This window comes from Cryobacterium inferilacus, assembly GCF_019599185.1.
Classification (GTDB): Bacteria; Actinomycetota; Actinomycetes; order Actinomycetales; family Microbacteriaceae; genus Cryobacterium; species Cryobacterium inferilacus.
On sequence record NZ_JAIEUL010000003.1, the window covers coordinates 42,062 to 54,098 of the forward strand.

The window sequence follows — 12,037 nt, forward strand, 5'->3', positions numbered from 1 at the left end:
GCTGAACGGTGAGAGTGCTTGTCGAGATCGAGCCACGTTACGGTGTCCGGTTTTGTTATTATTCGACGTAAACATTTCTGTTCTGTTTCTTCACATGACGCATGCGTAAATCATCATCCTGTCGTTAGCGGATGCTGCTGGCAAGCATTTGCCCAGGAAGGACCCCGTGCAGCTGTATCTGAACGAGATCGAAGAGGCCACGCCGGCCGGAATCGCGGCCGCCCTCGGCCGGCTGATCAGCACCGGCCGGATCGCCCCCGGCGAGCGCCTGCCCACAGTGCGGGACCTCGCCGGGGTGCTCGGGGTGAGCCCCGCGACGGTCAGCCACGCCTGGCAGGCGCTCTCCGCGGCGGGGCTGATCGTCTCGCGCGGCCGCAGCGGCACCTTCGTTCGGGAGCAGCCCACGAACTGGCTGCCGGCCCGCACCCAATCGCTGGCCGGCCATCTGAGCGAGACCCGCATCGACCTGTCCCGGGGCACGCCGGATCCGCTCCTGTTGCCCGCGCTGGGCCCCGCACTCTCCAGGGTCTCCCAGCGCGCGATGACGCCCAGCTACCAGGCGCCACCGGTGATCCCGGAGCTGCTCACCGTGCTGACCGGCTCCTGGCCGTACCCGTGCGAGTCGATCACGGTGGTCGACGGGGCCCTCGACGCGATCTCGCGCAGCCTCGAGCAGGTGGCCAGGTTCGGTGACAGGGTCATCGTCGAAGACCCGGGCTTCCCCCCGTTCTTCGACCTGCTCGAGCAGATGGGCATCGAGCGACTGCCCGTTGCGGTGGATGCGGAGGGTATCGAGCCGGCCGCTTTCCAGGCGGCGCTGGCGCAGTCGCCGGCCGCGGTCATCCTGCAGCCGCGGGCGCACAACCCCACCGGGGCGTCGATGTCGCCGGACCGGGCTGCCGAGCTGGCCCGGCTGCTGACCGCCGGCAAACGGGCCGCGCACACCGTGGTGATCGAGGACGACCACTCCGGTGCGATCAGCACCTCCCCCGATGTGTCCCTCGGCCGCTGGCTGCCCGAGCGGGTGCTGCACGTGCGCAGCTACTCCAAATCGCACGGCCCCGACCTGCGGATCGCCGCGCTCGGCGGGCCGGCCGCGCTGGTGGACCGGATCGTGGCCCGGCGGATGCTCGGCCCGGGTTGGACCAGCCGGATGCTGCAGACCATCCTGCACGAGCTGCTCACCGACAGCACCAGCATGGCGCTGGTGTTCGAGGCCCGGCACGTGTACTTCGCCCGGCAGAAGGCGTTGGCGGATGCCCTCACCGGGTTCGGCCTGCCGCTGGCCCGGGCCGACGGCATCAACGCCTGGGTGCCGGTGGCCGACGAGCGCGACGCCATCGTGCGGCTGGCGGCATCGGGCATCCGGGTGGCCGGCGGCAGCCCGTTCCTCGCATCGGAGCGGCCGGAGGCTTTCATCCGGGTGACCGCCGGGGCGCTGGTCGACGATGTGGCGCCCGTCGCCCGGGCGATCGCGGCGGCGGCCGGAGCGCTGGCGTAGCCAGCCTTCTCGGGGCGGGGTCGCGGGCCGCGCTGCCGAGGGGCATGCTGGGCGCTGACAGTGACTCACCAGTGCGGTCCGGCGGATGCGACTCGGGGACGATCGATGCCGCACGCGACAGGTGTGGAGGCATCATGATCGACGGCTTTGCGGGCACGATCCTCGGGCCCGATTCAGACGAATACCTCTTGGCGGCCACCGCATACGGCAAGGTCGGCAGGCCCGTGCTGGCGGCCCGACCGACCACTGCGGCGGACGTCGCGGCGGCGATCGCCTATGCCAGGGCCGAGGGCCTCGTGCTGTCGGTGCGGAGCGGCGGGCACAGCCCGCTGAACACCAACGACGGCGGCATGGTGCTCGACCTCTCCCGCATCCGTGACGTCGAGGTGCAGGGCGGCAACCTGGTGCGCCTGGGCAGCGGCGCCACCTGGGGCAGTGTGGCCCAGGAGCTGCTCGAGTACGACCTGGCGGTCTCCAGCGGCGACACCTACTCGGTGGGCGTCGGCGGTCTCACCCTGGGCGGCGGCATCGGCTGGCTGGTGCGACAACACGGCCTGGCGATCGACAGCCTGCGCGAGGCCGAGGTGGTGCTGCCCAGCGGCGCCATCGTGACGGCCAACGAGAGCAGTGAGCCGGAGCTGTTCTGGGCGCTGCGCGGCGGCGGCGGCAACTTCGGCGTCGTGACGAGGTTCACCTTCCAGGCGCATCCGCTGCGGGGTGTGGTCTTCGGCACCATCGACGTGCAGCCGGCGCGCCTGGCCGAGACTCTGCCCGGCTGGCGGGACGTGATGCGCGCCGCGCCGGAGAAGCTCAATTCGACGGTGTACGCCACACCGGAGTTCGGTCCCGAGATGCCCGCGACGACGAAGGTACTGGTCTGTTACGGCAGCGCCGACGAGGACGAAGCCTGGTCGGCCATCCGGCCCCTGCTCGCTCTGCCGGGGGTTATCGGCATCGGCAACGACGTTGAGCTCAAACTCTTCGTGGAGGTCTTCGACGAACCGTCGGCGCCGCCGGGGTCGATACGGATCGTCGACCGCAATGGCTTCGCCTGCGACCTCGACGACACGCTCATCGAACGGGTCACCACCGTGAACGCCGCCCTCGATTCGGCGGTGCTGATGGTGCGGTACCTGCGCGGGGCGTTGAACCGGGTGCCCACCGATGCCACGGCATTCCCGCACCGGGATGTGGAGGCCTTCGTGATGTCGGCGGCGTTCCTGCCGCCGGATGCCCCCGACGAGGACGAGCGGCGCATCCTGGACGGGTGGGCGCCCGTGGCCGAGAGGTTGACGGGCACCTACGGCAACTTCAATCTGCGCGCGTATCCCGACGTGCTCGATCTGATGTACCCGCCGGCCACCATGGAACGGCTGCGGGCGGCGAAACGTCGCTACGACCCCGACAACGTGCTGGCCCACAACCTCAACATCGTGCCCTGAGCCCGGATGACGGGGGTCGCGGTGCGGGTGCACGAGGGGCATGCTGGGCGTCGACGGCTACTCAGCCCGTGCGGGCCGGCGACTGCGACAGGGGGTGTCGGCGCCGCACGCGACAGGCGTGGGAGGAACGATGATCGACGGATTCGCGGGCAGCATTCTCCTGCCCGACTCGGCAGAATACCCGGCGGCCGCCACCGCCTACGGCGTGCTCGGCAGCCCGGCGCTGGTTGCCCGGCCGTCGTCCGCGGCGGATGTCGCGGCGGCGATCGGCTATGCCAGGGCGCACGGTTTGCCACTGTCGGTGAGGAGCGGCGGGCACACTCTGTTCAGCACCAACGACGGCGGGATGGTGCTGGATCTGGCCGGCATCAGCGACGTGGAGGTGCTGGGCGACGGACTGGTGCGGGTGGGCGGCGGCGCCGTCTGGGGCGACGTGGCCCGAGCACTGCAACCACACGGGCTGGCCATCTCGAGCGGCGACACCTACTCGGTGGGCGTGGGCGGCCTCACCCTCGGCGGCGGCATCGGTTGGATGGTTCGGCAGCAGGGCCTCGCCCTCGACAGCCTGCGCGAGGCCGAGGTGGTGCTGCCCAGCGGCGCCGTCGTGACGGCCAGCGGCACCCGTGAGCCGGAGCTGTTCTGGGCGCTGCGCGGCGGCGGCGGCAATTTCGGCGTGGTGACCCGGTTCACCTTCCAGGCGCATCCGCTGCCCGGTGTGGTGGCCGGTTCGATCACCGTGGATCCGGCGCGGCTGGCCGACACCCTGCGCGGCTGGCGCGACGTGATGCGGCACTCCCCGGAGGAGCTCAACTCCACCGTGATCGCGATGCCCGCCTTCGGCCCCGAGATGCCGGCCGCAACCCAAGTTCTGGTCTGCTTCGGCGGCAATGACGTCGATGAGGCGATGACGGCCATCCAGCCGTTGCTGACCCTGCCCGGGGTGACCGGACACGATGTGGCAGCCAAGGCCTATGTGGACGTTCTCGAGGAGCCCGAGCTGCCTCCGGCCCAGATCCGGCTGGTCGACCACAACGGTTTTGCCCGCAACGTCGACGACGGGCTGATCAGCCGGCTCACCACCGCGCACGCCGCGTTCGGAGCGGCCGTGCTCATGGTGCGCTATCTGCGTGGGGCGTTCAACCGGGTGCCGGCGGATGCCACGGCGCTGGCCTACCGGGACGCCGAGGCCTTCGTCGTGTCGGCGGCGTTTCTGCCGCCGGATGCTCCGGCCGACGCCGAGCGCCGCATCCACGACGGTTGGGCCGCTCTGGCCGGCGATGTGACCGGCGAGTACGGCAATTTCAGCATGCACCCGGATGCGACGACGATCACCCGGATCTATCCGCCGGCCACCGTGGAGCGGCTGCGGGCGGCGAAGCGGCGCTACGACCCCGAGAACGTGCTCGCTTTCAACCACAACATCGTGCCCTGAGCCGGGGGCGGCCGCGGGCTCCCGCGGAGTAACTGTTCCCCGTGCGGACAATCGTTGCCGGCACACCGGGTGCGTTTGTCCGCACGGGCAACAGTCGGGCGCTGCCGTGAGGCGGGGCGGGGCGCGTCAGGCGGCGCGGAGGACCCAGGCCGCTGAGTCGGCCGGGAGCCGGCCGTCCGGCAGCAGGGGCGCGGAGCTGGCGAGCACCCGGCCGGCCGGCAACCTCACCGGGGTGTCGCCCATCGCCACCGCGACGGTGACGCCGCCCTCGCGCTCGCAGAGCACCAGGCCGTCACCCGCCAGCCGCCAACGCGTCGATTCGCTGGCCTGGAACACCCCGGACGCCAGCAGCTCACCGCGCAGCTTGATGGCGGCGGTGAAGGCGGAATACGCCGATTCCTCGGTGAGCTGCTGGGCGTCGATGCCCCATGCACCCCAGCCTTCCGGCGCCGGCAGCCAGGCCGGCTGGGCGCCATCCGGCGAGAAACCGTGTGTGCCTGCCGCAGCGGACGTCCATGGCAGCGGGATGCGCGCACCGTCGCGGCTGACCCCGCCCCGGCTCCACATCGGGTCGACCCGGGTTTCCACGGGCACATCCACCTCGGGCAGGCCGAGCTCCTGGCCCTGGTAGACGTACATCGCTCCGGGCAGGCCGAGCAGCGCCAGCAGGGCCGCCCTGGCGCGGGCAGCGCCGCGCGCGCCGCCGCCGCCGAAGCGGGTCACCGTGCGCACGAGATCGTGGTTCTCCAACGCCCAGCTCGGGTCGGCGCCGTAGCGGCGGCGGGCCGCCTCCAGTTGCTGCCCCACGGCCACCCATTCCTCGGGCTGCCAGCCGAGGCGGGCGAACGCGAAGGCGAAGGTCTGGTGCAACTCGTCGGGCCGGGTGTACCGGCCGGCGCGATCGGGCTCGAGGTTCACCTCACCCACGAGCAGCCGCGGCGGGTCGTACTCGTCGGCGATGCGGCGCCACCGGCGGTACACGTCGTGGACGGGTTCCTGATCCATGGCCATCGGGTTGGAGCGCAGGCCGTCGATCACCGTCGGCACCGTCGGCGCGTCGGGCAGCCCCTCGGCCTTGAACAGACCGTGCGCCACATCCACCCGGATGCCGTCGACCCCGCGGTCGAACCAGAACCGCAGCACGCCGTCGAAGTAGTCGGCTACCTTGGGGTTCTGCCAGTTCCAGTCGGGTTGAGCGGCGGAGAACAGGTGCAGGTACCACTGCCGGTCCTGGGCGGAACCGGGGTGCGCCCGGTCCCAGACGCTGCCGCCGAAGACGCTGATCCAGTTGTTGGGCGGGGTGGCCCCGGCCGCATCCGGGCCGTCGACGAAGTGGAACATCGCCCGGGCGTCGGAGCCCGGCGCCGACTGCAGGGCCGCCTGGAAGAGCACGTTCTGGGTGCTGGTGTGGTTGGGCACGAGGTCGACGAGGAGGCGGATGCCGAGGGCGTGCGCATCCGAAAGCAGGGCGTCGAAGTCGGCGAGGGTGCCGAACAGCGGGTCGACGTCGCAGTAGTCGCTGATGTCGTAGCCCTGGTCGACCTGGGGTGAGGTCTGGAACGGGGTGAGCCAGATTCCCTGCACGCCGAGGGAGGCGATGTACGGCAGGCGCTGGCGGAGCCCGCGGAGGTCGCCGACGCCGTCGCCGTCGGCATCCGCGAACGAGCGCGGGTAGACCTCGTAGATGACGGCGGTCTGCCACCAGGCGGTGCCGGTCACTTGTTCGCCCCCGAGGTGAGGCCTTCCACGATTCGGCGCTGGAAGATCAGCACCACGATCACCAGCGGGATCGTGACGAGCACACCCGCCGCCATCTGGGCACCGTATGGCGCCTGGAAGTCGCTGGCGCCGGTGAACTTGGAGATCGCCACGGTGGCGGTCTGGATGGCGGGGTCGTTGACCATGGACAGGGCGATGATGAACTCGTTCCAGCTGTGGATGAAGGTGAGGATGGCCGTCGTGAAGATGCCGGGAGCCGCCAGCGGCAGCAGCACCAGCCGGAACGCCTGCCACTTGGTGCAGCCGTCGATCATGGCGGCCTGTTCCAGCTCGTAGGGCAGTTGTTTCATGAAGGTGGTGAGGTTCCAGACCGCCAACGGGATGGCGAACGAGAGGCTCGGCACGATCATGGCCTGGTAGGTGTTGATCCAGCCGATGTCCGAGAAGAGCCGCAGGAGCGGGACCACCACGGAGATGCCCGGGAACATGGACGTTCCGATGATCACGGCGAGCACGACGGTCTTGAACCTGAAGTTGAGCCGGGCGATGGCGTAGGCGGCGAAAATGCCGAGTACCAGGGCGAACGCCGTGGTGGTGCTCGCCACGATGAGGCTGTTGAGCATCGCCTGGCCGAACATCGTCGACCCGTCGAAGACCTGCCGGTAGCTCTCCAGGGACCAGGTCGTGGGCAGCAGGGTGTTTTGGAAGATGTCGGTGGAGCGGCGGAAACTCGACACGATCATCCAGTAGAACGGGGCCAGGCAGTAGACCGCGATGAGGATGATCGCGACGGTGCGCCCGATCGGGCCGATGCCGCGGAACCAGCCCTTGGTCGGGGCGGTACGGGTGCCGGGCCGCGTCACGGCCGGCCGGTCGGTGAGGGGGCGCGTGGCCGTTGTCGTCATCGGGTCACCTTCGTCTGGGTCGGTTCGGATCGGGTCACGTCTGCGGCAGGCGGTTCCTGGGACCGCCGGCGTGCGCGTACGGCCTTGGGCTTCTTCTCCCCCACCACGTCGGCGCCCAGGATGGTGATGAAGACGTAGGCGATCACCGCCACGTAGAGCAGCAGGATGATCGAGAACGCGGATGCGGTGCCGTACTGCAGCTGGTTGGATTCGTCCCAGGCCAGGATGGACAGCGTCTCCACCGAGCTCTTTCGTGGGCCGATCAGCACGAAGGGCAGGTCGAACATGCGCAGCGAGTCGAGCAGCCGGAACAGCACGGCCACGAGCAGGGCGGGCCGCACGAGCGGCAGCGTGATGGCGACGAACTGCCGCCACGCGTTCGCACCGTCGAGCTTGGCCGCCTCGTAGACCTCCTCGGGGATGATCTGCATGCCGGCCAGCACGAGCAGGCCGATGAACGGTGCTGTCTTCCAGACCTCCGCGACGATGACGGCAGCCTGGGCGGCGAACCCTTCGGCCGTCCAGAGCACCTGCTGGTTGGTCAGGGTGTTGACGATGCCGTCGGCCTGGAACATCCAGCGCCAGAGCAGTCCGGACACTGCCGTGGGGATCGCCCACGGCACCAGGATGCTGGCGCGCAGCAGCGCCCGGCCGCGGAAGGCACGGTTCATGGCCACGGCCATCGCGATGCCGATGATGACCTCGAGGGTGACCGTGGTGAAGGTGAAGAAGGTGGTGTTCCAGAGCGCATTGTAGAAGCGTGCGGCGTCGGCGCCGGCGAAGATCTGCACGTAGTTGCCCAGGCCAACGAACGCGTCACCCTCGACCACGAAGCCGTCGGCGTCGAGCCCGGACTGAGAGCTGAACAGGGACTGGTGGAAGGCCGAGAGGAGCGGGTAGAGCACCACCAGGGCGAGCACGAGGAAGGTCGGCGAGAGCAGCAGCGCGGCCCTGCGCCCCTCGCCCAGGTCGAGGCGGCCGGTCTTTCGCGCGGGCGTCGTGCGCTGCCCGGGGCGCTGTGTCGTGGATGTCGACATGGGGGTCCTTCTGGTCAGTGGGAAGGGCGGTCGCCGGAAGGTGCCCGGCGACCGCCGGTGAAACGGGTGGGGTGTTCGGTTACTCGGCGACGATGTCGGCGAGGGCCTGCTGCAGGTCGGCCAGGGCCGCCTCCGGGCTCGTGTCGCCGGTCAGTGCCGGGTAGATCGCATCCTGGATCGCGGCAGTGGTGGCGCCGTACTGCACGACCTTGGGTCGCGGCTGGGCCTTCTCGAGAGAGGTGAGCAGGTCGGGCAGGTACGGCAGACGTGCGGTGACAGCGTCATCGGCGAAGAACTCCGAGAACACCGGCGCCCTCGAGCTCACCGCGAGACGTTCGCCCTGCTGCTCCTGACCGGTGAAGAAGGCGATGAAGTCCAGCGCCGTGGCCTGGTTCTCGGCGTAGCTCGAGATCGCGATGTTGCGGCCGCCCAGGGTGGAGACGCCCGGGCCGGTTTCGCCGGGGATGGGGCTGGTGCCGAACTTGTCCTGCACGGCGCTGGAGCCATCCGTGGCGCTGAAGGAGGCGTAGACGTAGGGCCAGTTGCGGAGGAACACCAGGTTGCCGTCGAGGAAGGACTGCCGGCCCTGTTCCTCCTGGAAGGTGATGGCCTCCTCGGGGATCATGCCGCTTTCGAAGCCGTCGACGAGGAAGTTCAGGGCGGTCAGGGCCTCCGGGGTGTCGACGGTGGGTTCACCATCGGCGTTGAACAGGGAACCGCCGGCGGAGTTCACCGCCTCGCTGAAGTTGACGGTGAGGCCCTCGTTCTTGTCGAACTGGCCGGCGTAGCAGGACATCTCGGCAGCCTCGGGCAGGGCCAGGACGGCGTCGCAGGCCTTCTGCATCTCGGCCCAGGTCTCGGGCGGCTCGGTGACGCCGGCGGCCTCCATCAAGTCGGTGCGCGAGTACAGCAGCGCGGCATCCGTGTAGTACGGGGCCGCGTAGAGGGTGTCGCGGTAGCGGGCGGCCTCGACGGTGGCGGGGATCTCGGCGTCGAGCGGCAGGGCGTCCTCTGGCAGGGCGGTGATCCACCGGTTGGCGGCGAACTCCGAGGTCCACACCACGTCGAGGTTGAGCACTGTGTACGCCTCGCCCTTGACCTGGGCGTTCTGCACCATCTGCTGGCGCTGCTGGTCGGCATCCAACGGCAGCTCGATCCAGTCGACGAGCTCGTCGGGATGCTCGGCGTTCCAGGCATCGATGGTCTGCTGGGCGGCGCCGGAGGCGTCGGGGCTGCTGACGTAGGTGATCGGGCCGCGGCCGGTGAGCTCGGCCGCGTCGCGGGGCGCCGCCGGGGTGCCGGCGCCGCTCGCGCAGGACGTGAGCGCGAGGACTCCGACGGTTACCAGTGCGGCGCTGAGGACTCCGCGCCGATCATGGCTTCGTTGCTTCATGATGTCTCCTTCTAGATGGGTTCGGTTGAAAATGGGCATGGCGGAAGGACAGGGGGTGCTGGGGTGTCTGTTCGGTGACGGGGTGCGGTGCGACTGGGCCGCCGGTGCTCAACCGGGCGGCACCTGGGTGGTCGAGCCGCGTTCGACCAGGCGGTGGGGCAGGATGCGCGGCCGCAGGTCGGTTCCGGCGAGCAGCCTCTCGACCGCCAGCTCGCCCATCTTCTCGAGCGGTTGCGCGATCGTGCTGAGCGCCGGGTGCACGTGCCGGGCGGTGCGGGTGTTGTCGAAGCCGAGCACCGATACGTCTTCGGGCACCCGGCGGCCCAGGCGCTGCAGGTCGTTCACCACGGCCGCCGCCATCTCGTCGCTCAGCGCGAAGACCGCGGTCAGGAGCGGGTCGCGTCGGAGCAGGCGGCCGAGGGCGGGCGGGGCGCTGTCGTAGAGCGAGTTGCCCTGTTCGAGCACGGCGGGCAACCCGGCTTCGGCCATGGCGCGCAGGTAGCCCCGTTCCCTGACCGTGTTGACCAGCACCGACCGGGGGTCGCCGGCCAGGAGGCCGATGTGCCGGTGGCCCAGGCCGATCAGGTACCGGGTGCCGTCGTAGGCCGCTCGTTCGTCGTCGATGGACAGGCTGGGAAACCGGAGCCCGTCACGGATGGCGACCGAAACGAGGGGGATGCCCGAACCGAGGGCGCGGCGCATGTCGGCGGTGATGGCCGCGGAGATGAGAATGACGCCCGCTGCCCGGTAGGTGCGCAGGGTGCGCAGGTAGCCGGCGGCGTGCTCGGAGCCGAGTCCGGTGCGGCCGAGCATGACCGAGTAGCCGCGCGAGCGGGCCGCGCTCTCGACCCCGCCCATGATCTCGGAGGCCAGCGCGTCGGACACCAATGGCGCCAGTACGCCCATGACCGCGGACTGCTTGGTCTTCAGGCCCCGGGCGAGCGAGTCCGGCTCGTAGTTGAGGGCCAGGACGGCCTCTTCCACGCGCAGCTGGGTGGTCTTGGAGTAGCCGGTCAGTCCGTTCACCACGCGCGACACCGTCGCAGGCGACACACCGGCGTAGCGCGCCACGTCTCTGATCGTCACCATCCAGCCCTCCGTTGGGTCGTTCGTGCGGGTCACGCCGAGCGGCCTCGGTGGCCGCAATCGTTTGCGTTGTTGCGCTTATTGAGGCTAAACAACCGTCGGCGGGCTGCGCAAACGTTTACGAAACATCCTGTGGGTCGCCGGTCGGGGCTCCCGCGGAGTAACTGTTCCCCGTGCGGACACGTGTTACCGGCGCACCGGGCGCATTTGTCCGCACGGGCAACAGTTAGGGCGGCACCGCGGGTACCGGCCACGGGCATCCGCCGCGGACGCCGGGGGTTTAGGCTGGATGTGACCCCCGGTTCGATCTGACCGGTTGCGCCGGCCCGGATTTGGGCGGCAGGTCGGGGCTTTGCCTTTAGTTTCATCCCCACCTCGTTCGAGCCCTGCTCCCACGCGTTACGCCTGCGGCGCCGGTCGGTGCCGGTGTCGGCCGCGACACCGTGTTTCGGTCCGTTGCCTGGCGACCACGCAAACGGATGCTCGGAGCTCCCGCCGCTCAGATTGGTCCCCATGAAGACTCGCTACCCCGCCATCGCCGCCACCGCGGCCGTGCTCCTGCTCGCCGGCTGCGCCTCCGGATCGACGGCCGCCGCGCCCGCCCCCACCGCCTCGGCCGGCGGGTCGAACGCGTTCCCGGTGTCGTTCGAGAACTGCGACACCACCATCACCCTCGAGGCCGCCCCCGAACGCATCGTCACGATCAAGTCGAACACCACCGAGCTGTTGCTCGCGCTGGGACTCGGCGAGCGCATCGTCGGCTCGGCGTTCCTCGACGGGCCGCTGCCGGCATCCCTCGCCGGCGCCGATCTCACCGTGATCAGCGACTTCGTGCCCGGCCAGGAGGCCGTGCTGGCGCTGAACCCCGACTTCGTCTACGGCGGCTGGGAGTCGAACTTCTCCGCAGAGGGCGTTGGCGAGCGCAGCGCGCTGGCCGACCTGGGCATCGGCAGCTACGTGTCGCCGGCCGCGTGCAAGGGCGACGCCATGCCGGATCCGCTCACGTTCGACACTGTGTTCGCCGAGATCGACGAGGCCGGCGCCGTGTTCGGCGTGCCGGATGCCGCCGACGCGCTCGTCGCCGAGCAGGAGGCGGAACTGGCCGGCCTTGAACCCGCCACCGGCGAGACCACCGCGCTCTGGTACTCCAGCGGCACCGACACCCCGTATGTGGGCGCCGGCATCGGCTCACCGCAGATGATCATGGATGCGGCGGGCCTGACCAACATCTTCGCCGATGTGCAGGACACCTGGACCTCGGTCGGCTGGGAGTCGGTCGTGGAGGCGAACCCGAGCGTGATCGTGCTCGTCGACGCCACCTGGAACACCGCGGACTCGAAGATCGCCAACCTCAAGGCCAACGCGGCGACCGCCGGACTCGACGCGGTGCTGAACGACCGCTATATCGTGGTGCCGTTCGCGGCCACCGAGGCGGGCATCCGCAACGTGGAGGCCGCCGGTTCGATCATCGACCAGCTCGCCGCCCTCGAGGCCGAGTAGGCCAGGGGCGGGCAGTCACGCC

9 protein-coding genes are annotated in these 12,037 nt (G+C 70.0%); 4 read left to right on the plus strand and 5 right to left on the minus strand.

Features of this window, described 5'->3' with window-relative positions; genetic code table 11:
- The first annotated feature begins 166 nt into the window (after positions 1-166).
- From K2F54_RS03565 to K2F54_RS03575, 3 genes are all read left to right on the plus strand, one after another.
- Positions 167-1,501 (plus strand): aminotransferase class I/II-fold pyridoxal phosphate-dependent enzyme, encoded by a 1,335-nt coding sequence (locus tag K2F54_RS03565; RefSeq protein ID WP_308287493.1) that lies wholly within the window; start codon positions 167-169, stop codon positions 1,499-1,501.
- A gap of 134 nt (positions 1,502-1,635) precedes the next feature.
- A complete protein-coding gene (locus tag K2F54_RS03570) occupies positions 1,636-2,943 on the plus strand; it encodes an FAD-binding oxidoreductase (RefSeq protein WP_220604484.1) in 1,308 nt (435 codons plus the stop codon).
- Between the two features lie 130 nt (positions 2,944-3,073).
- Complete coding sequence (locus K2F54_RS03575; RefSeq protein ID WP_220604485.1) at positions 3,074-4,375, plus strand: FAD-binding oxidoreductase; 1,302 nt, start codon at positions 3,074-3,076, stop codon at positions 4,373-4,375.
- A gap of 126 nt (positions 4,376-4,501) precedes the next feature.
- Here the strand turns inward: K2F54_RS03575 and K2F54_RS03580 are convergent, their stop codons facing one another.
- The 5 genes from K2F54_RS03580 to K2F54_RS03600 all read right to left on the minus strand — a co-directional run bounded on the left by K2F54_RS03580 (position 4,502) and on the right by K2F54_RS03600 (position 10,518).
- Positions 4,502-6,094, minus strand: coding sequence for an alpha-amylase family glycosyl hydrolase (locus K2F54_RS03580; protein WP_220604486.1), 1,593 nt, complete (start codon positions 6,092-6,094; stop codon positions 4,502-4,504).
- Positions 6,091-6,999, minus strand: a complete 909-nt coding sequence (locus tag K2F54_RS03585; protein WP_220604487.1) for a carbohydrate ABC transporter permease — start codon at positions 6,997-6,999, stop codon at positions 6,091-6,093. The genes K2F54_RS03580 and K2F54_RS03585 overlap by 4 nt, the downstream gene beginning before the upstream one ends.
- The gene (locus tag K2F54_RS03590) at positions 6,996-8,036 is read right to left on the minus strand and encodes a carbohydrate ABC transporter permease (RefSeq protein ID WP_220604488.1); all 1,041 of its coding nucleotides are present in this window, start codon (positions 8,034-8,036) and stop codon (positions 6,996-6,998) included. Before K2F54_RS03590 ends, K2F54_RS03585 begins: the two co-directional genes overlap by 4 nt.
- 79 nt (positions 8,037-8,115) lie before the next feature.
- Positions 8,116-9,429, minus strand: a complete 1,314-nt coding sequence (locus tag K2F54_RS03595) for an ABC transporter substrate-binding protein (RefSeq protein ID WP_220604489.1) — start codon at positions 9,427-9,429, stop codon at positions 8,116-8,118.
- Positions 9,430-9,537: 108 nt separating this feature from the next.
- Positions 9,538-10,518 carry a LacI family DNA-binding transcriptional regulator gene (locus K2F54_RS03600; protein WP_220604490.1) on the minus strand — a complete coding sequence of 327 codons (981 nt, stop codon included), beginning with the start codon at positions 10,516-10,518 and terminating at the stop codon, positions 9,538-9,540.
- A gap of 510 nt (positions 10,519-11,028) precedes the next feature.
- Between K2F54_RS03600 and K2F54_RS03605 the strand changes: the two genes are divergently transcribed.
- The gene (locus K2F54_RS03605) at positions 11,029-12,015 is read left to right on the plus strand and encodes a putative F420-0 ABC transporter substrate-binding protein (protein ID WP_220604491.1); all 987 of its coding nucleotides are present in this window, start codon (positions 11,029-11,031) and stop codon (positions 12,013-12,015) included.
- Positions 12,016-12,037 lie beyond the last annotated feature (22 nt).

Coding starts and splice junctions, on each gene's coding strand:
- K2F54_RS03605 (WP_220604491.1), top strand. CDS start 11,029: ATGAAGACTCGCTACCCCGCCATCGCCGCCACCGCGGCCGTGCTCCTG.
- K2F54_RS03585 (WP_220604487.1), bottom strand. CDS start 6,999: ATGACGACAACGGCCACGCGCCCCCTCACCGACCGGCCGGCCGTGACG.
- K2F54_RS03600 (WP_220604490.1), bottom strand. CDS start 10,518: ATGGTGACGATCAGAGACGTGGCGCGCTACGCCGGTGTGTCGCCTGCG.
- K2F54_RS03575 (WP_220604485.1), top strand. CDS start 3,074: ATGATCGACGGATTCGCGGGCAGCATTCTCCTGCCCGACTCGGCAGAA.
- K2F54_RS03590 (WP_220604488.1), bottom strand. CDS start 8,036: ATGTCGACATCCACGACACAGCGCCCCGGGCAGCGCACGACGCCCGCG.
- K2F54_RS03570 (WP_220604484.1), top strand. CDS start 1,636: ATGATCGACGGCTTTGCGGGCACGATCCTCGGGCCCGATTCAGACGAA.
- K2F54_RS03595 (WP_220604489.1), bottom strand. CDS start 9,429: ATGAAGCAACGAAGCCATGATCGGCGCGGAGTCCTCAGCGCCGCACTG.